19 protein-coding genes and 1 riboswitch are annotated in these 19,794 nt (G+C 31.7%); of the genes, 16 read left to right on the top strand and 3 right to left on the bottom strand.

The features are described from left to right. Positions 1-3 precede the first annotated feature (3 nt). Both yhbH and KPL50_RS07155 read left to right on the top strand, forming a co-directional pair. Positions 4-1,176, top strand: a complete 1,173-nt coding sequence (gene yhbH, locus KPL50_RS07160; RefSeq protein WP_216297775.1) for a sporulation protein YhbH — start codon at positions 4-6, stop codon at positions 1,174-1,176. Between the two features lie 7 nt (positions 1,177-1,183). Next, entirely contained in the window at positions 1,184-2,551 is a 1,368-nt protein-coding gene (locus KPL50_RS07155) for a SpoVR family protein (protein WP_216297774.1), read from the top strand. A gap of 103 nt (positions 2,552-2,654) precedes the next feature. Here KPL50_RS07155 and KPL50_RS07150 read toward each other — a convergent pair whose 3' ends face one another. Then, entirely contained in the window at positions 2,655-2,939 is a 285-nt protein-coding gene (locus tag KPL50_RS07150; protein ID WP_216297773.1) for a hypothetical protein, read from the bottom strand. A 351-nt stretch (positions 2,940-3,290) separates the two neighbouring features. Between KPL50_RS07150 and KPL50_RS07145 the strand changes: the two genes are divergently transcribed. From KPL50_RS07145 to KPL50_RS07085, 13 genes are all read left to right on the top strand, one after another. Next, positions 3,291-5,057 carry a penicillin-binding protein 2 gene (locus tag KPL50_RS07145; RefSeq protein WP_253200494.1) on the top strand — a complete coding sequence of 589 codons (1,767 nt, stop codon included), beginning with the start codon at positions 3,291-3,293 and terminating at the stop codon, positions 5,055-5,057. A 221-nt stretch (positions 5,058-5,278) separates the two neighbouring features. Continuing rightward, a complete protein-coding gene (locus tag KPL50_RS07140) occupies positions 5,279-6,025 on the top strand; it encodes an ATP-binding cassette domain-containing protein (protein WP_216297772.1) in 747 nt (248 codons plus the stop codon). 112 nt (positions 6,026-6,137) lie between these two features. Then, a complete protein-coding gene (locus KPL50_RS07135) occupies positions 6,138-7,280 on the top strand; it encodes an ABC transporter permease (RefSeq protein WP_216297771.1) in 1,143 nt (380 codons plus the stop codon). Positions 7,281-7,288: 8 nt separating this feature from the next. Further along, positions 7,289-8,455 carry an ABC transporter permease gene (locus KPL50_RS07130; protein ID WP_253200493.1) on the top strand — a complete coding sequence of 389 codons (1,167 nt, stop codon included), beginning with the start codon at positions 7,289-7,291 and terminating at the stop codon, positions 8,453-8,455. A gap of 72 nt (positions 8,456-8,527) precedes the next feature. Beyond that, the gene (locus KPL50_RS07125; RefSeq protein WP_216297769.1) at positions 8,528-9,568 is read left to right on the top strand and encodes a CPBP family intramembrane glutamic endopeptidase; all 1,041 of its coding nucleotides are present in this window, start codon (positions 8,528-8,530) and stop codon (positions 9,566-9,568) included. A 103-nt stretch (positions 9,569-9,671) separates the two neighbouring features. After that, positions 9,672-9,771: riboswitch (purine riboswitch) on the top strand. Positions 9,772-9,877: 106 nt separating this feature from the next. Next, a complete protein-coding gene (gene add, locus KPL50_RS07120) occupies positions 9,878-10,870 on the top strand; it encodes an adenosine deaminase (protein WP_216297768.1) in 993 nt (330 codons plus the stop codon). Positions 10,871-11,073: 203 nt separating this feature from the next. Continuing rightward, complete coding sequence (locus KPL50_RS07115; RefSeq protein ID WP_216297767.1) at positions 11,074-11,811, top strand: hypothetical protein; 738 nt, start codon at positions 11,074-11,076, stop codon at positions 11,809-11,811. 1 nt (position 11,812) lies between these two features. Further along, positions 11,813-13,123, top strand: a complete 1,311-nt coding sequence (locus tag KPL50_RS07110; protein ID WP_216297766.1) for a methyl-accepting chemotaxis protein — start codon at positions 11,813-11,815, stop codon at positions 13,121-13,123. A 363-nt stretch (positions 13,124-13,486) separates the two neighbouring features. Next, on the top strand, positions 13,487-14,623 hold the full coding sequence (locus KPL50_RS07105; protein WP_216297765.1) for a (Fe-S)-binding protein: 1,137 nt from the start codon (positions 13,487-13,489) through the stop codon (positions 14,621-14,623). Positions 14,624-14,655: 32 nt separating this feature from the next. Then, positions 14,656-15,240: a CDP-alcohol phosphatidyltransferase family protein gene (locus KPL50_RS07100; RefSeq protein ID WP_216297764.1), complete on the top strand. Its 585-nt coding sequence runs from the start codon at positions 14,656-14,658 to the stop codon at positions 15,238-15,240. 116 nt (positions 15,241-15,356) lie between these two features. Beyond that, positions 15,357-15,524 carry a hypothetical protein gene (locus KPL50_RS07095; protein WP_216297763.1) on the top strand — a complete coding sequence of 56 codons (168 nt, stop codon included), beginning with the start codon at positions 15,357-15,359 and terminating at the stop codon, positions 15,522-15,524. Positions 15,525-15,754: 230 nt separating this feature from the next. Beyond that, complete coding sequence (locus KPL50_RS07090; protein WP_216297762.1) at positions 15,755-16,318, top strand: rhomboid family intramembrane serine protease; 564 nt, start codon at positions 15,755-15,757, stop codon at positions 16,316-16,318. Between the two features lie 85 nt (positions 16,319-16,403). After that, positions 16,404-16,970, top strand: a complete 567-nt coding sequence (locus KPL50_RS07085; RefSeq protein WP_216297761.1) for an HD domain-containing protein — start codon at positions 16,404-16,406, stop codon at positions 16,968-16,970. 98 nt (positions 16,971-17,068) lie between these two features. Here KPL50_RS07085 and KPL50_RS07080 read toward each other — a convergent pair whose 3' ends face one another. Together KPL50_RS07080 and KPL50_RS07075 are read right to left on the bottom strand one after the other, a co-directional pair. Beyond that, complete coding sequence (locus KPL50_RS07080) at positions 17,069-18,565, bottom strand: DUF1538 domain-containing protein (RefSeq protein WP_216297868.1); 1,497 nt, start codon at positions 18,563-18,565, stop codon at positions 17,069-17,071. Positions 18,566-18,598: 33 nt separating this feature from the next. Next, entirely contained in the window at positions 18,599-18,934 is a 336-nt protein-coding gene (locus KPL50_RS07075) for a helix-turn-helix transcriptional regulator (protein ID WP_216297760.1), read from the bottom strand. Between the two features lie 291 nt (positions 18,935-19,225). Here KPL50_RS07075 and KPL50_RS07070 point away from each other — a divergent pair, with 291 nt between their 5' ends. Further along, positions 19,226-19,702, top strand: a complete 477-nt coding sequence (locus KPL50_RS07070; protein ID WP_216297759.1) for a YbaK/EbsC family protein — start codon at positions 19,226-19,228, stop codon at positions 19,700-19,702. Positions 19,703-19,794 lie beyond the last annotated feature (92 nt).

Here is a 19,794-nt window from a genome sequence, read left to right as displayed (position 1 = left end):
CCTATGGCAATTTTTAGAGACTATAACGTAACACCAATAGACCATGATAGAGCTGTAGAGGATAGAAGGCGTCATCGTCAACTTGTAGAAAAATCCATAAAAGAAAACTTAGGAGATATATTGTCAGAGGAAAGCATTATAGGTCAAGGTAAGGAAAAAAAAATTAAAATACCAATAAAAGGTCTTAAGGAATATGAGTTTATTTTTGGTAAAAATAAGTCTGGTGTGGGAAGTGGAGATGGCAACGAGAAAAGAGGTCAAGTCATAGGAAGTGAAAAGGTTAAGGGGAGCGGAAAAGGAAGTAATGGTGCAGGTGAGGATGAGGGTGAAGACCTTTATGAAACTGAAATAACTTTAGAAGATGCACTAAATTACCTCTTAGAGGATTTAGAACTTCCAGAATTAGATAAAAAAAAGTTTTCTGAAATTTTAACGGAAAATAGTATAAAAAGAGCAGGCTATCAAAAACATGGTATTCAGCCACGTCTTGCTAAAAAACGAACAGTAGTGGAGAAAATCAAAAGGCAACAGGGGAAAAGTAAAGCACTAATGGAATCATCGCAGGAAGAAAAAATTGAAAGACTGCCCTTTAAAAATGAAGATTTAAGATATCATAGAGTAAAGCAAGTTTTAAAAAGAGAATCAAATGCAGTAATTTTATGTGTAATGGACGTATCTGGGTCAATGGATACCACAAAGAAGTATTTGGCCCGTTCCTTTTTCTTTATACTATCTCAATTTATTAGATCGAAATACACAAATGTAGAGGTTGAGTTTATTTCACATACAACTGTTGCTCAAGAAGTAAATGAAGATGATTTTTTTCATAAAGTAGAATCAGGGGGTACCTATATTTCTAGTGGATTAAATAAAGCACTAGAAATAATTGATAAAAGATATAATCCTGAATATTGGAATGTATATGTGTTTTACGTTAGTGATGGAGATAATTGGCAGGAAGATAATGAAAAAGCAATAAAGGCTGCAAAAAATATTTGCGATGTGTGCAATTTATTTGGGTATGTTGAGCTTATGAATAAATATTATACTTCTTCTATGAAAAGTGTTTTTGAAAAGGGAGTATTCCATAAAAATTTTATTTCAGTGGAAGTGAAGAAAAAACAGGATTTATGGGAAAGTATTAAACGCATGCTAAAAAAAGAAGGAGAGAGGTGATAGCAGCTTGGAGTATATCTTAAAGGATTTAGAAAATTGGAATGAAAGAATTGAGGGTATTGTGAAAAATATAGGGCTTGATTATTACCCTCAAGAATTTGAGATAATAGGATATAAGGATATGCTATCCTATGAAGCTTATATTGGAATGCCTTCAAGGTATCCTCACTGGAGCTTTGGAAAATCCTATGAAAAAAATAGCACTGTATATAAGTATAATTTAACTGGGCTACCTTATGAGATGGTTATAAATTCAGATCCATGTATTGCATATCTAATGAAGGAAAACACACTTTTATTACAAATACTTACTATAGCTCATGTTTATGGTCATAATGATTTCTTTAAAAACAATAGACTCTTTAAGGAAGGAACTAGAGCAGCATCTACTGTGGAGATGTTTAAATTTCATGCAGATATGGTAAGAAGTTATATAAATGATCCAAGTATAGGCTACGAAAAGGTAGAAAGGATATTAGATGCAGCCCATGCCATAAAGCTTCAAACTTCTAGGGTTATTGGGGAAAAGAGAATTCAAGGGGAAGTCCTAAAGCAAAGACTTTTAGATGATTATAAAAATAGTAATGAAGTTCATAGCAGCTTAGATGCTTATGTTAAGCTAGCATTTCCTAATTTAAATAAAATACCTATCCAGCCAGAGGATGATATCCTTTATTTTATAATAAAATATGGTGATATGGAGGAATGGGAAAAAAGTTTATTAGAATTTGTAAGGAAAGAAACTGCATACTTCTTGCCTCAAATTGAAACAAAAATAATGAATGAAGGCTGGGCTAGCTTTTGGCATTATAATATACTAAAGGAGCTAGATTTACCAAAGGGACTTTATTTGGAATTTATTAAAAGGCATAATGATGTTATAGCTCCTGGGTATGGGTCAATAAACCCATATTTTATAGGGTTTAAGATATTTGAAGATATTTTAAAAAGATATGGCAAGGAAAAAATATTTGAAGTTAGAGCCATAGAACGTGATGAATCCTTTTTAAGAAAGTATTTAACGCAGGAACTGTGCGTAGAGCTTAATTTATTTGAATATGCAGCAAAAAATGGGGATTTTATAATTAGTGAGGTGGCTGATGATAGTGGGTTTAAAAATATTAGAAATACCTTAAGTAGGTCTTGTGGCGTAGGGACTGTGCCACTTATTCGAGTAGCAGAAATGTCGCAAAAGGATAAGACACTAATTTTAGAGCATGTTTTTGATGGAAGAGAACTGAATATTAATTATGCAGAAGCTACATTAAAGTATATATATGAATTATGGGGGCATACTGTGACTTTAAAAACAACACAGCTTGGAAAGGAAATTACCTTTGTATGCGAGGATAAGAAGATATCTGTAAAAAAATAATACTTTACGTTTGGGACGGTTAAAGATATTACAACAAAATAGAATCACCTAAGCCTTCAGTTGTGGTTTATAAAACACAACTGAAGGCTTAGGTGATTTTTCGTTAAATTTTAAACTTAGACACTTCCTCATTTAATTGTTCGACACTTTCTTGGGATTTTGTTACTTCTCTAATGATTTTATTGGATTTATCTGTTACATCTCCTATTTTTTGGACGATATTTATTGTTCCTTCTGCTCCTTCATTAGAAGCCATGGATACCTGCTCTATTGTCTTTATTACCTCTTGAAGTGAAGCTAAAAGTTCCTCAGAAGTGGAACTGAATTCTAGTACAAGATTATTTACAAAATCTGCATCTTGACTATATTCACTTGCCACATTTAGCATTGTATTATAATCATTTTGTACGTCTTCCGATACAAAATTTAATAAGTCTTTGGAGCTAGTTGATAAGTCATTTATTATACAATAACACTAAAATTTCGTCAATATTTTTATTATTTGTTTTGTGATAATTACAATTTACACTAAATTTTAAAGTAGTTCCAATATATATTTAAAATTATTTCAGAAAAATAAAATTAACTATAGGTATTTTAAACACGTGAATGTTAACATTTATACATAAAATTTTCACAAATAAATGCTATAATAAACTTTAGTATTTAGGTAACTTACAGATAGGAGAGGACATGGGGAACAACAGATGAAGTTAATTATAAAAGGTTGGTGTTATGATTGAAAAGAAAAATGGTTAGAAGAAAAAGAATTTTGGTTATAGGTACAGTATTTTGTATAGTATTTATGGCTCTTGTAAGTAGATTGATTTATTTAATGGTAATTAATGGTGAAAATTATAAACAGTTAGCATTAAAACAGTGGACAAAAACTATAAAAACGGCTCCCAAAAGGGGAGTTATTCTGAGTAAAAACGGTTCGGAATTGGCATCAAGTGCAGATGTTTATAGGGTCGATGTTGATTTAAATGTATTTGAAAAATATTTAGGGGATAAAAAAATACCTGAAGAACAAGCCTCGCAGCAATTGTCACAGAAACTGAATATTAAAACCAGTGAAGTAGAAAAAATATTAAATAGTAAAGATAGTAAGGGGAAGCTACTTCAATTTGTATTGTTGAAAAGAAAAGTTGAAGAGGAAATGGTAGATACCATCAAAGCCTTGAAATATAAGGGGATAATAATTTCAAGAGATGTAGAGAGGGTGTATCCAAATAATAGCTTTTTATCCCATGTTATTGGACATACCAATTCGCTTGGAGATGGAGTAAGTGGAGTGGAACAGAGTTATAACAAGGAATTAGCAGGTGTGCCTGGGATAAAAGTGACCGAAGTGGATAGGGATAATAATGAATTGCCCTACAGAGAAGCAACCGTTGTTCAGCCTATTGATGGAAAGAATTTAACATTGACTATAGATGAACGAATTCAAGAGTTAGCCGAAAAAGTAGCTAAAGAAACATTGACTATAAATAGTGCGAGGTCCGTTAGTATAACAATTATGAATCCACAAAATGGTGAAATTTTGGCTATGGCGAATGCACCGGGGTATAATCTAAATAAGCCATTTGCAGAAGGGAGAACAGATGATGAAATACAGGAGACTTGGAAAAATAGAGCAATCAGTAATGTGTTTGAGCCAGGGTCAATTTTCAAGGTTATAACAGCTGCGGCTGCACTTCAAAACAATGTGGTTAAAGGCGAAGAGAGTTTTGTAAGTGATGGAAGCATTAAGGTTGGTAATACAACATTGTATAATGATAATAAAGAGTCTTATGGTGTTGAGACTTTTTCAGATATAATTAAAAATTCTGATAATGTTGCATTTGTTAAGCTAGGACAAAAAATCGGAAAGGAAAATCTTTATAAATTTATAAAGGAGGCTAACTTTGGACAGAAAACCGGCATAGACTTGCCGGGTGAAAGTATTGGTTTAATAAAGGATTTAAAAAATATTGAACCTGTTGATCTTGCAACCATGTCCTATGGGCAAGGTGTTGCAGTTAGCCAAGTGCAGTATATTGCTGCCTTCAATGCAGTAGCAAATGGGGGTACTTGGATAAGACCACATATTATGAAGGAAATATCCCATATGGTAAATGGTAAAAAAGTTCTGGATAAAAAGTATGTTAATTTTGGTAAAAAGACTATAACCAGTAGTGAAAAAGCAGCACAATTAAGAACATACTTAGAAAATGTTGTTAAGGATGGAACTGCAACAGATACCTATATGAAAGGGTACCACATTGCTGGAAAAACAGGAACTGCAAATGTGGTAAACAGTACCACGGGAGGCTACGAGCCAGGTAAGTACATAGCATCCTTTGCAGGTATGGCTCCTGCTGATAATCCAAAGGTAACCTTGATAGTTACTATAGAAGAACCAAACTCCAGTAAATATTATGCAGCTCAGACAGCAGTGCCCGCTGCACGCAAGCTATTTTCAGGTATATTTACAATACTTAACATATCCCCAGATAATAAATAATAAAAAATATACATTTTAGTTGTATCTTTTAAACTGGATTAATATATAGGTATATATAGTATGAAATTCTTATACTTATATTTATACTTTGACTTAGCATTTGACAGGGGGATGGCACAATTAAGTCCTCAAACTTGCCACTTGCCACGTGGGTGGCACCATTTAGGTATATATAGTATAATAATCATATAGTTTACAAAGAAGGAAAAGGGTGTGAAATAGTGATTGAAGTAAATGGCTTATACAAGAAATATAGTAAAAAGGTACTAGCAGTAAAGGATTTGAGTTTTAGTGTAAAGGCGGGGGAAGTTGTTGGACTCCTTGGAGAAAATGGAGCAGGGAAAACTACTACCCTTAGAATACTAGCTACGATTTTAAGTCCCACAAAAGGAACAGTTGTTATTGATGGTTATGATATTAAGAAAGATGGCGAAAAGGTTAGAGGGTCAATTGGAGCTCTTTTTGGTGGGGATGTAGCTCTTTATGATAGGTTAACTGCAAGAGAAAATATTGAATATTTTGGACAACTTTACGATATGAAACCGCAAGAGCTTAATAATCGAATAGTAAATTTAGCAGAATATTTTCAGTTTGAAGATTATCTTGATAAAAAGGCATCAGAATTGTCTAGAGGAATGAGACAGAAAATAGCTATTGCAAGAGCCATAGTTCATGACCCTAAAATAATGCTGCTAGATGAGCCCACTACAGGATTAGATGTTGTTGCAAGAAGATTATTGTATGATTTAATTTCACAGTGGTCAAAGGAAGGAAAGACTATCTTATTTTCCAGCCATTCTATAAGTGAGATAGAAAGGCTTTGTCAAAGGGTAATTATAATAAATAAAGGACAATTAGTTGAGGAAGGAACTGACAGTTACCTAAAAGAAAAATATGCATTGGATAACTTGGAGGATGTCTTTATTCATTTAATAACATTTCAGAAGGAAAGTCTCCTAGATTTATAAGTGAGGCGCATGCTATACAAAGATAAAGCTTCAGTGAAAGTCTAAATCTCCTTCTGAAGTTATTAATGTTACAGCATCGCAGATGATGATTTAATAACAGGTGGTGTAGAGAGTGAACACAATATTAAAAGTATTTAAGCATGAATTTAAAATGTACTGGCGAGATAAAAAGTTATTAGTAAATACGCTGTTATTGCCAATATTGATTTATCCCCTAATTATTGCAATAGTAGCACTAGGTGCATTTATTTCTATGAAAAGTGATGTCCAAGGAATAAAGGTTAGTTTTCAAGGAAAAAATCTACAGGTTATGGAAGCTATGAAGAAAACTAAGGGAGTAAAGATATTTGAGGATAGAGTCTATAGTGATAGTGACATATTAGATAGAACCATTGACGCTATTATGGTACTTTCTGAGGATAAAAATCAGGTAATAGAGATTAAATATGATGCTACTAAAAAGAGCTTTTTATTTGATAAGATTACAGATAGTATCCAGAATTTAAAAGTGGATTATATTACATCTGTACTTAAGGGCAAGGGACTAAAATATGAAAACATAAATCCCATATCTTTAAAAACCCTCAATGAAAAGGGGAAGACAATGGACGGTTTTTCAGTAGTAATTAGCTTAGTATTGCCTATGTTATTTCTTTTATTTCCAATGATTTCAACTTCCTATTTAACTACAGATATAGCTGCAGGTGAAAAGGAAAAGAACACTTTGGAACCCTTGTTATGTACTAAAAGTTCTAGATATAAAATTCTACTAGGCAAACTGCTTTTTACATCAATAATAAGCGTAATTATTTCCATAATATCTATATTGGTTTTGGGACTAGCGATATTTGCAGCAATGTCTGCATTTAAATTTAAAGTGCCATTAATGAATATTAATGCTTTCGGATTTATGATAAGCTTAATTATACTAATGCTTACGGTTATATTTTTAAGTGCATTACAATTAACTTTAAGTTTTTTTGCTAAAAATTATAAGGAAAGCCAAATGCTAGTTTCGCCTCTTTTGATAATAATAATGATACCAATAGTTATGTCTATGTTTCTTCCAGATAAATTCATATTCTACCACTTGCCAATATTTAATGTGGTGCTCATATTAAAGCAACTTACAGCAGGAATAATTAATTTTGTGAATGTTTTTATAGTTGTTGGATGGTTAGTTATATATATAATCATAAGTGTATTATTAAGTATTAAGGCTATAAACAGTGAAAAATTTATTTTTAGGGTATAGGTGATAAGATGTTTTATGCAGTTTTGAAAAAAGAGTTAATAAATTTTATTAGAGATAAAAAAAGTTTGATCTCATTTTTTCTAATACCAATTATAATGTATATATATATGTTTAATGTGCAAGGTGCTATTAACAAAATGATAGAGGGGTCCTCAAAGGATAGTTCTAAATTTAAGTTTAAAATAGTAGTACAAAAGGACGAAGAAGCACAGCCCTTAATACAGAAGATAAAGACAATGGATAAAAATATGAAGATAGTAATAGAAGATACTAAAGTAGCAAAAGAAGATTTTGATTTGGTGCTAGAATTCCCCGATGGATTTTCAAAAGCCTTAGAAGCTGGTCAACCTATAGAACTAATTACCTACAGAAAAACTACGGATATAATGGATGAGAATTATACTAAAATAGAAAGTATTATACAAGATTATGAAAAACAATTAGTAGCAAGTACCTTAAATTCAAAGGGAATAGACATAAATATATTAGATAGTTATTCCGCAAAAAAAGTAAATGTATCTAAGGTAACAGAGGAGCAAGCAGGCTTTTTTTATGTATTACCTATGTGTATTTTATTGTTCCCCTTGAGCATTGGAATGCAAGTAGTTATAGAAATTTGTGTAACAGAGAAGGAGAGGGGTACACTAGAAGCACTGATGTTAACAAAGGCGAAGCGAAGTATAGTTATAGGGGCTAAATATGCTGCGCTGCTCGTAATTGTTTTTGCAGAAATTTTAGTTTCACTAGGGGCCTTTATAATAACTTCAAAGGCAGTAAAGACAGAACTTATAAATATTAGTACGTTAAACGCGGTGAATATAAGTATAATGCTACTTATGATTCTATTAACTTATATAGGAATATCTCTTATACAATTTATGATTGGGCTATATGCTAAGAATTTCAAAGAGGCACAGGCTTATATGACTGCAGTATTGTTCTTGGTTATAATACTAAATTATTTATTCTTTTTTATTGATATTAAGAATTTAAGCTATGTATTCTTAAACATACCCATTGTAAACTCCATAGCTATTATAAATGAAATTCTTTTAGGAATATTAAACATGAAGCATTTGATTATTGTAGGTGCTTGGCTTATTATATATATTGTAGCACTTGCATTTATTGCAGTTAAAGTTGTATTTGTGGAGAGTGTGCTACTTAGAAGATAAGATAGCTTCAAAAATATAGCTGTCTTTGATTTGGTATTTATTTTGTGAATTTTATATTTAAAGGAGAAAATTATGAAAAATAAAAAAATATTATTAGCTAATAGTTTATTACTGCTAGCATTATTGTTATTTGTTTCAATTCCATTACTCGCAATTATGTTATTCAAATTAAATGAGCCCATAAGTGGGGATATTTCACTTATACTTTCGGGAGGAACTAGTGTTATAGCACTTGGTGGCATTGCACTATTATATTGCAGAATTACTAAAAGAAAATTTGCGAAAGTAATGGTAATAAAGAAAATTTCTATAAAACAAGTTATTTTAACAATGCTTGTTTCTGTTGGTACCTATATTTTTGCAGTAGGAGTTAATTCACTAAGCATGAAGTTATTTCCCGTTGCAGTAAAGGATAGTATGGCAATATCTAACTTACTAAATAGTAGCTCAACAATATTAGGGTTATTTGTGGTAATTTTGGTGCCAGCATTTTTTGAGGAAGTATTCTTCAGAGGAATTTTTTTAGATGCTTACGAAGGTATAAATAAAAAAGTAAAATATTTTATTTTAATTGCAATTTTCGCTACCTTTCATGGCAATGTAATGCAAATCATTTATGTACTATTTTTGGGGTATATACTATTAAAGGTAAGGGAATATACAGGTTCACTATTAGGAAGTATGATACTTCATGCAGCCAATAATGCAATATCCTTTATTTTAAGTAAAGTTGCATTGAGTTACATGAAGCTTATGAATACTGGAATAGAAAGTGGCGTCATTGATCCAGCAAAAGCAGCCACCACAGCGGATGCAATGAATGTTAGCTTCACGGTAGCACTACTTAGAGCTTCAATATTTTTTCTGATTGGTGGTGCAATATTATTTATAAACCTAAGAAAATTGAAAGAATATAAAGAAGAAAAAGAAGGATTAGAATACATTGAAGAAGAAAACTCCGAAAGCCTAGAGTACAATAAAAGCTTAGAATATAGTGAAGGAGAAAAAAACATTCTAAGAGATGAGAAAAGTACTAATAAAGATATAAAACAATATATTCCATTAGTTATTTATTTTGTTTCTATGACTATATTAGTTGTTTTAAGGTATTAAGATTTAATGGAAATTCACAGCTTGACTATTTTTTCATTTGTGATAAAATAGAAAAATATAAATTAAAATTTAGAGTGGTATATAAATAATTACTTGTGAATAATTATAAATGTTACTTTAAATTCGTATAACCCCAATAATATGGTTTGGGGGTTTCTACCAGGAACCTAAAAATCCTGATTACGAAGAAGATACATCTTTTTGTGTCTTTTTTGTGATCAGGATTTTTTTTGATTAATGAAGATTAAATTATTACCTGCGATGCTGTAAAATTAACAACTTGAGAAGGCGATTATAAAGGAGGACAATATGGATTTTAAAAGTTTACCTAAAATTGAATTGCATTGCCATTTGGATGGTAGTGTAAGACCGGAAGCGATAATTGATATAGCTAAGGAAGAGGGTATAAGTATTCCCTACTATGATATTGAAAATATTAAAAAAGAAGTTATTGCCCCAGCTGAATGTAAGTCCCTTGATGAGTATTTAAAAAGGTTTGAAATTCCTAATTTAGTAATGCAATCAAAGGAGAGTTTAAGAAGAATTACATATGAGCTTCTTGAAGACGCTGCAAAAGAGAATGTAAAATATATTGAAGTTAGATTTGCACCACTACTTCATATAACAAATGGGTTAAGGGTATGCGAGATAATAGAGAGTGTAATATCTGGTATTAAAGATGCGGAAGAGAAATATGATATAAAAGGGAATGTAATACTTTCATGTATGAGATTTATGTCTATTGATAAAGCTTTTGAGGTTGTAGAAGCGGGCAGGAAATATCTTTCAAAAGGCGTAGTCGCAATAGACTTATGCGGATCTGAAAGCGAAGGCTTTTGTGAAAAATTCATAGAACCTATAAAACTTGCTAGAGAATATGGATATAGAGTAACCATTCATGCAGGTGAAACAGGAATAGGTAAAAATGTCTTGGAAGCAGTGGAACTTTTAGGGGCAGAAAGAATTGGGCATGGGGTATTTATTAAAGACTGCATTGAAGCCTATAACGTTGTAAAAGATAAAGGAATTACTCTTGAAATGTGTCCAACAAGTAATATTCAGACTAAAGCAGTTGGTTCATTTGAAGATCACCCCTTTTACGATTTTTATAATGATGGGGTAAAAGTGACAGTTAATACTGATAACAGAACTGTATCGGACACAGACATGACAAAGGAATGTAATATATTATTAAAGGAATTTAACATTACTTTTGAAGCGTATAAACAAATATATCTTAATAGTGTTGATGCAGCATTTACCGATTTAGAAACAAAGGAATGGTTAAGGAAATATATTTAAGGGATAGACGTTATAGAAAAGAAGAATAGAGGCTATTCTTCTTTTTTAGCTTGCCTATGTTTTATTATATATATTTATAAGTAGTATTTATTTAAAAAAAATCAAAGGGTTATCACATAATTATAATATACGCTCATAGTAGGCAATATAAAAAAGGAATTTACAATAATATGTAGAATAAGGTTAATAAAGGGCGAATTATGATGAAATTTAAAAAAAGAGCAAGAAAGAGTTCAATTAAGGTAAAACTAATTACGATTCCGTTAGTTGTTATGTTTATTGGTATTACAGTAATAGGGGTTGTATCTTCATGGTCGGTTAGAGCAAGCCTACTTGAACAGACAAAGGGAGATGGTATGCTCCTTGCAAATAAAATAGTGTCTCAAGTAATTAATAACAAGCAATCTTTAAAAACCATTAATACAATGTTAGAAGAAAAAATTAAAACAGCAGCAAAAATCGCAATATCAAGTCAAAAGATTTTAAGTAGTGATATATTGAAAAAAATTGCAAAAAGTTCAGGTGTGGATGAAATATATTGGTATTCTCCAGAGGGAAAGATTATTTATTCGACTGTTGATTCTTATGTTGGATGGAAGTCTAAAAAAGGTGATTCAATAGATAACTTTAGAGTAAGCGGAAAAGATGAGCTTATGGAAGAGATAAGAAAGGATTCAGAGTCGGATAATTATAATAAGTATGGATACTTGAAAAATATGGACAATACATTTATTCAAGTAGGTATAAGAGCAAATGAAGTTGAAACGCTGACTAAAAAATTTAGCTATCAAACCTTGGTTGAAGATTTAGTAAAAGACAAGAGTGTTGTTTACGCACTTTTCATTGATAAAAATTTGAAAGCTGTTGCCCATGGAGATAAGAAAAGAATAGGAACACAACTTACGGACGAAGGTAGCAAAAAAAGCTGTTTTAGAAGGTAAAATGTTTTCTTCACAATTTGATTATAAAACCGAAGGTAGTTCTAAAGCAATTAAGGTACAGGATGTTTTAGTTCCTGTTGTTGTAGATGGAGAACAAATTGGAGCAATTGACCTTGGGATTTCCATGGCAGAAGTTACTTTAGCTATAAATAAGAATATTGTTATTATTGCTATATTGGGAATTGTTGCTTTTGCTATTCTTGCTTTATTTTTATTTAGTACAGCAAATTATGCCATAAAAGCAATTGATAAGCTAAAGGGAATTTTAGGAATTATGGCCATAGGTGATTTTACAAAAGCAATGCCTAAAGAGCTATTAGATAAAACTGATGAATTTGGAGAAATGGCCAAGGCCTTAGATAAAATGAAAAATGACATCAAAGGAATAATCCAAAATGTAGGAAATACATCAGAGCAGGTAGCTGCATCATCAAAAGAATTAACATTAAGCAGCCATCAATTATCTGCAGTATCAGGGGAAATATCAAGGGCGGTAGAAGAAATTGCAATGGGCGCTAGTGATCAAGCAAGAGAAACAGAAAAAGGCGTTATAAATGTTAATGCGCTAGGTGATTGTATAGCAGAGGACCTAAATATGATGGATAGCTTAAATAAGGCTTTAGAGGAAGTTAATAAGCAAACGAACGAAGGAGTTGAAACATTAAAACATTTAGTTGAAAAAACCGCAGAAAGTAGCAATGCCACTAGCAATATACATCTTACTATTATTCAAACCAATGATAGTGCAGTAAAGATAGAAAAGGCTAGTGAAATGATTAAAGATATTGCAGATCAAACAAATCTATTAGCTCTAAATGCCGCTATTGAAGCAGCAAGAGCTGGAGAGGCAGGACGTGGATTTGCAGTAGTAGCGGATGAAATTAGAAAGCTTGCAGAACAGTCTAATGACTTTACGTCTGAAATTGCAAAAGTGATTCAAGAGCTTTCGGAAAAGACTGAAAAAGCTGTTAAAACAATGGAAGAGGTAGGTGGAATTGCAGCAACCCAGACTCAAGGTGTATATAACACAAATGAAAAGTTTGAGGGTATTTCAAATACCATAAAAAAAATGAAACTGATTATAGAAACCTTAAATGAATCTGGACAAGAGATGAACAGTAGGAAAGAAGATATTATTGGAATGATAGCAAATCTATCTTCTATATCAGAGGGAAATGCTGCAAGCACGCAGGAAACTTCAGCGTCAGTTGAAGAACAAACGGCTTCTATGGATGAAATGGCAAAAGCCAGTGAAGTTTTAGCCGAATTAGCGGAAAATATGGAGAAAAATATAGCACAATTTAAATATTAATACAAAAATTACCATTATGTCAACAATTTTTTATTGGAAAAAATTCAGCAACTAATAGGGATATAAAAAGAGGAATAGATGCTATCTATAGATAATTAATTATATATAGATAGCATCTATTTTTAAAAAGTATACATTTGTTATATAATTATTGGGGGAATTACATAGTATTTTATAAACTATCAGTAGCTAATATAGGGTTATTTGGCTGGGTGAATGGAGCACTATTATCTTGGAGCAGTGCAATGGTAGTGGAACAAGAATGATGTTTTTTGGACCTCTAACTTTATTTGCTGTAAGCATATTAATGTTGCTAATTAAAAATATATATAAGGAAAAAAACAAAACAAAGGGTGATTATCTATGAGAAAAATTAGTTTAAGTGATGATATCTTAAAGCGGGTAGAAACAATGTCAAGTGAATGTATTGGTTGCAAGAAGTGCATGAAAAACTGTATAATGTTAGGTAACTACTGCTCATCGCCTAAAGAACTTTTTGGTGAAATAATAAGAAAGGGTGAAGTAGATGTAGAGATACCCTATTCTTGCAATTTATGCAATTTGTGCATTGAGGTATGTCCCAGGGATATCAATCAAAAGGAGCTTTATTTAGAATTACGAAGATATGCTTTTACAACTCATAAAAAGGTTATAAGGCCATTGGGTTATAAGGTAGTAAAATTTCATCAGAAAAATAGTTTTTCAAGATTATTTTCAGCCAGTTCAAAAGCGGTAGAAGATGTTAGTTCAACTGCATTTATTCCAGGATGTAGTCTTATGTCTTATAGTCCTGAAATTGTTATGAAAACTTATAAATATCTTCAAAATATTATACCAGGGATAAAAATTATTTTGAAATGCTGTGGAAATCCAACTCATACTATGGGAGATGAGCAGGGGTTTAAACAGTATTATTCCCAGCTTGACCACGAGATTCAAAAATTAAAGATAACTGAAATAATTACAACTTGTCCTAATTGTTTTACAAGTATAAAAAAAAATAGCCCTAATTTGAAAATTACTACGGTCTGGGAGAAAATCAATGAAAGTGTTATCTCAGGTGGTTTGTTAAATAAATATGACAATGTAGATATTAAATTTAGTCTTCATGATCCCTGCCCAACAAGATATGAAGAGAACACGCAGGACGCGGTTCGAGAAATTATAAAAAAAATGGGAATCAAAATGGAAGAATTTAAATTTTCTAGAAGGCAAACATTATGTTGTGGGTCAGGTGCTATGGTAGGGGTAACTAATAGCAAACTTGCAACAGAACATATGAGCAAAAGAGCAGCGCAGGCTCCTTCAGACCATATACTAACTTACTGCCAAACTTGCGTTGAATCTTTGTCAATGGGAGAAAAAAATGCTGTGCATTTATTGGATTTGATGTTTAATGAAGAGATGTTTTCAAGCTTTATTTTTCAGCAGAAGAAAAGCAATACTGCTGAAAAGTGGATTAATAGGTACATTGGTAAAAGAAGAATTGAAAAATTTTAATAGTATTTATAGAGTAGAAAGGGTTGATAAAAATGTTAGACACCCATGGTAGAAAATACATAAGTCCACTTTTTAAGGGTGTAGCTAATATATTTTTAAACCTAAATATGACACCTAACAACATAACTATTATTGCATTTATAATTGGCTTATTACCCTTTGTATTTATATACGCGGGTAAGCCTTTAATCGCAGTTACACTTTTATGGGTTTCAGGTTTTCTTGATGCGGTAGATGGTGAAATGGCGAGAGTTAGTAACACTTCAACCCCTTGGGGGACACTTATGGATATAACTTTTGATCGGTTAGTTGAATTGGGAGTTATTTTAGCAATGGCCTTGAAAGAGCCGCAGTCTAGGATGCACTTATTATTTTTAACAGCTGCAATAATAATATCCATGACTATTTTTTTAACAGTAGGTGCACTTTCTCAAAATAAGGGAGGTAAATCTTTCTATTACCAAGCGGGAGTAGCAGAGCGAACAGAAGGGTTTATATTTTTTACTCTAATGATTTTGATACCTACACATCTTCAATTAATAACGGGCATATTCTCAATGTTAATTGCAATAACTGCACTTCAGAGGTTGATAGAGGCTAGAAGAATTTTAAAGTAAAATATTTGTCGAAAAATAAAGGGATTGAAGATTTTTTATAGAATATATTATTTAAGGTAATTGAATAGTATTAATAATAAAGAGAAATAAAACAATGAAAAGAATAAATAGGAAGGATGGTGAATAAAATAGATTATAAAAAATTAAAAAAAGATTTATTGGATAAAGTAGGCATATTAGGAATTAAGTCACCAATTGTGACTGTAGAAAGTACAAGTGAGACGGACCTTCTTAAATTGGCAAAGGAATATAATTTAAATATTTCAGATTATATAAATGATTAGTGGTTAATTTTTATTTTATCGATATAATAATATAAATTCGCTTTATAAAACACCCTAGGAGATTTTCAGCTCCTAGGGTGTTAATTGTCTTACGGATACATGAAAAATTGGAAATGCTAATGTAGAATGACTGAGCTTACTTATTGACTTATTCAAATAGTATATTCATAATAAAAGAGTATTTAAATTAAGTTACTCTTTTATTATGAATTCAAATGGGGGGAAATATAATGATTACAAAATTAAAGAAAATACAATACAATTCACCAGTGATATTGACTTTTACTTTTTTAGCTCTTATTAGCTATTTACTAGGTTACTTAACAAATGGTTCTTTGACTTCCTTTCTTTTTTCAAATTATAGAACCTCTTTTTTAGATCCGCTTCAATATATAAGGCTTTTTTCTTATATATTAGGTCATGCTAATTGGGCTCATTTTTCAGGAAATTTCATAATAATTTTAATAACTGGACCTATGCTAGAAGAAAAATATGGTTCAAAAGTTTTAGTGAAGTTAATATTAGTAACAGCTTTGGTTACTGGAATAATCCACGTAATTTTCTCTGGCAATGCTCTTATGGGTGCTAGTGGCATTGTTTATATGTTTATTATTCTAAGCTCCTTTACAAATGCTGAGAAGGGTAAAATTCCACTTACTTTAATAATTGTGTTTTTTGTATTTGTTGGTAAGGAAATTTTTGGAGGTGCTTTTGCTCAGGATAATATATCTCAACTTGCACATATTATTGGTGGAGGCTTTGGGGCGTTATTTGCTTTTAAGATTAAACATTAAGAAAATATATAGAGAGTTAACAATGAAAAAAGGTAATTTTAGTGATATAATTGACTAAAAAACAATAGAAGAAAGGATGATAAATATGAGTGATAGAGATAAGGCAGAAGAACTTTTACTTAAACATTTGAAGAATGATAAATTAGTCCTTCATTGTTATGCTGTTGAGGCTGTAATGAGCGCTTTAGCTGAAAAATTAGAGCCTGAAAATAAAAAAGAGTGGGGAATAACAGGTCTATTGCATGACTTAGATGAAACAACTATAGATTGGCTTAAAAATCCAGAACTTCACGGCCCCACTGCAGTAGAGATATTAAAAACAGAAGGTTTTGGTAATGAACGAATATACCATTCAATATGTGCACATAACCCGTTAAATGGAACAAAAATAATCAGTAAAATGGATGCGGCGGCTTATGCTGGTGACCCTATAACCGGATTTATTACGGCTATTGCTCTTGCCTATCCAGATAAAAAACTTTCAAATGTAAAAGTAAAATCTATAGTAAAAAGAATGAAAGACACAAGATTCGCTGCTAGTGCTAATAGAGAAGCCATGTATTCCATTGTAAATTTAGGAATTACTTTTGAGGAATTTGCAGAGCTTTCTTTAAATGCGATGTTGAAAATTTCAGAGAAGCTTGGAGTGTAGAACCTTACTTGAAGCTCAATAAGAATAATTTAAAAAATGCACAGTTATCATCTGTGCATTTTTTTTGCAATATAGGAGTAAAGCCAACACAAAAATATTTATGTTTTTGTGTTGGCCTTTAGCTCTACTTTTTTAGCTTTACTTTTAAAAATTAAACCTAAAATTTGCAAAGCAATTAAGGGGGTTAAAGCCACCATGGCAATTATACCAAACCCATCGATTAATACGTTGGCCCCTTCCATGGAGTCAGCGGCACCTTGTGCAAAGGCTAAAATAAAAGTGGCTGTCATTGGTCCGGAAGCAACGCCGCCAGAGTCAAATGCTATTCCTACGAATAGCTTCGGCACAAAATATGACATAATAACTGAAATTGTGTATCCTGGCAAAAGAAAATGCCACAACTGAATTTCGGGTATAATTATTCTTAACATTGATAGTGCTACGGCAAAGGCAACTCCTATAGAAAGAGTGAAAATTACTACATTCTTTTTTATATGTCCATGGGTTACAGCTTCTATCTGATTAGTGAGTACATGAACAGCTGGCTCGGCTAATATTACTACTAATCCAAGTACAAAACCAACAAGGATAAGAATCCAATCATTATTTAAGGAAGCAACGCTGTAGCCTACTACCCTTCCAATTTCTATAAAACCAGCATTTACTCCGGTTAAAAATAAGACTAATCCAATGTAAGAATATAAAAGACCTTTTAATATCTTTAAAAATGACTTCTTCGAAAGCTTAAATGATATTTTATTGAATATAAGAAACAATAATAATAATGGAAGCAAAGTGAAAAAAACTTCAGTTATCATAGTTGGCAATTTTTCAATAAATGGATTTATAATTGAGGTTGAGCCGACAGTACTATTTGTTAGGGAACCAGTAACTTTATCAGATGTTGATATAATGCTCATAATAATAACGGATAAAATAGCGCCTGTAGAGGCTATGGCTACTAGTCCAAAACTATCTTCCTCAGAAGCTATTCCATCTTTTTTTAGTGAAGAAACTCCTAAGGCAAGAGCCAATATAAATGGGACAGTCATTGCCCCCGTAGTAGCACCCGAAGCATCAAATGATATTGCTAAAAATTCGGAAGATGTGAATAAAGATAGCGCGAAAATAACCAAATATATTACAGTTAATATTTTATGCAGTGATTTATTATAAACTATTCTTAATAAACCTATAGATAGCATAATTGCAATACCAATGGATACAATGACTAAAATCGAAACTTTAGTTATTAATCCTGATGTTACGTTACTAACTTGGCTAGCAAGAATATGCAAATCAGGTTCAGCGATTGTAATAAAAAAACCAAGTATTAATCCGGAAATACTTAAGACCATTACTTTACCGTTTTTAGCAAGAGAACTTCCCATTAAAGTACCAATAGGGGTAACTCCAGTATCAACACCAAGTAAAAATATAGATAGTCCCAATATTATGAAAATTGTACCTAATAGAAATCTAAGTATTAGATGCGTTTCAAGAGGAATAATTGTAAAATTCAATAGTAATACTATCAAAGTAATTGGGAGTACAGAAAATAAAACTTCTTTAAATTTTTTAATAAGGATATTCAAATATACATCACGTCCGTTCATAAAGTTTAAAAACTAGGATTTAGAGTTTTGCTTAATTCGTTTATTACGCAAAAACTCAATAAAATTATTTACTTCTTCTATCTCTTGGTCTGTTAAATCATCAATGCCAGAAAGGTGTGTAGTAGTAGCGATAATATCCATATAGCCTGCAGCTCTCATAATATCTTCATAGGGTAAAGCTAGCGCGTTAGCTATGCATTTTAATAACAGTGGTGATGGATTCTTTCTTTCTCCATTTTCAAGTCGATGGATTTCTGTATGACTAATGTCTGCCAGTGCAGCTAGTTTACGAGTAGATAAATTTCTTGCAGTTCGATGCTCAAGAATAAATTTTCCGATATCGCTCACCATAAAACCTCCATTTATATAATATATGTATACAGTATAACATAATTGGAACCTTAAGGCAACAATGATGGCGCAATTTGGTGCCAATAGGTTACAAAATATATCGAAAGATTAATAAAATAAATGCTTAAATGGTTGTGATATTTAATTTAATGAAAGTGTAAAGAATGGTTATATCAAATTGTACACTAATATTAATGAATATAGACTATAATAAGATTAGAGATATGATTTTAAAGTTAAAATTGGTAGAAGTGAAAATTACGTAATAAATTGAAAGGATGATAAATTATGGCTATAGATACTGTTAAGGAGTATTTTAAAAAATGGGATAAGGATAAAGACATTTTAGAGTTTGTAACATCCAGTGCTACTGTGGAACTCGCGGCGGAGGCAGTGGGTGTAGAGCCTGCAAGGATTGCTAAGACTATCTGTTTTAAAAATGGAGAAGGTGCTATGCTTATAGTTACAGCAGGTGATGCAAAAACAGATAATAGGAAATTTAAGGATGAATTTGGGTTTAAAGCAAAGATGCTAACACCGGATGAAACCCTCGAATATACAGGACATGCAGTAGGTGGAGTATGTCCCTTTGGTTTAGAAAATGATATACCTGTATTTTTAGATAAATCTCTTAAGCGATTTGTTACCGTTTATCCTGCTTGTGGAAGTAGCAATTCAGCTATTAAACTTACCTGCGAGGAACTCCATAAATATTCGCAAAGTAAAAAGTGGATAGATGTTGGTAAGGGCTGGGAAGATAAATAAATAGAATGTTGTTTGTATGTTTGACATTAACATATATTTCACATATATTTAAGTGAAATATATGCTATAATGTAAACTGTAGACATGTGTAA

This window comes from Clostridium sp. CF012, from assembly GCF_018861755.1.
In the GTDB taxonomy this organism is placed as follows: Bacteria; Bacillota; Clostridia; order Clostridiales; family Clostridiaceae; genus Clostridium_AD.
Note: the sequence above shows the minus strand (reverse complement) of the source record. Positions and strands in the feature narration are given on the sequence as shown.

Coding starts and splice junctions, on each gene's coding strand:
- yhbH (WP_216297775.1), top strand. CDS start 4: ATGGCAATTTTTAGAGACTATAACGTAACACCAATAGACCATGATAGA.
- KPL50_RS07125 (WP_216297769.1), top strand. CDS start 8,528: ATGAAAAATAAAAAAATATTATTAGCTAATAGTTTATTACTGCTAGCA.
- KPL50_RS07130 (WP_253200493.1), top strand. CDS start 7,289: ATGTTTTATGCAGTTTTGAAAAAAGAGTTAATAAATTTTATTAGAGAT.
- KPL50_RS07115 (WP_216297767.1), top strand. CDS start 11,074: ATGAAATTTAAAAAAAGAGCAAGAAAGAGTTCAATTAAGGTAAAACTA.
- KPL50_RS07070 (WP_216297759.1), top strand. CDS start 19,226: ATGGCTATAGATACTGTTAAGGAGTATTTTAAAAAATGGGATAAGGAT.
- KPL50_RS07100 (WP_216297764.1), top strand. CDS start 14,656: ATGTTAGACACCCATGGTAGAAAATACATAAGTCCACTTTTTAAGGGT.
- KPL50_RS07090 (WP_216297762.1), top strand. CDS start 15,755: ATGATTACAAAATTAAAGAAAATACAATACAATTCACCAGTGATATTG.
- KPL50_RS07105 (WP_216297765.1), top strand. CDS start 13,487: ATGAGAAAAATTAGTTTAAGTGATGATATCTTAAAGCGGGTAGAAACA.
- KPL50_RS07150 (WP_216297773.1), bottom strand. CDS start 2,939: ATGCTAAATGTGGCAAGTGAATATAGTCAAGATGCAGATTTTGTAAAT.
- KPL50_RS07085 (WP_216297761.1), top strand. CDS start 16,404: ATGAGTGATAGAGATAAGGCAGAAGAACTTTTACTTAAACATTTGAAG.
- KPL50_RS07110 (WP_216297766.1), top strand. CDS start 11,813: ATGTTTTCTTCACAATTTGATTATAAAACCGAAGGTAGTTCTAAAGCA.
- add (WP_216297768.1), top strand. CDS start 9,878: ATGGATTTTAAAAGTTTACCTAAAATTGAATTGCATTGCCATTTGGAT.
- KPL50_RS07095 (WP_216297763.1), top strand. CDS start 15,357: ATGGTGAATAAAATAGATTATAAAAAATTAAAAAAAGATTTATTGGAT.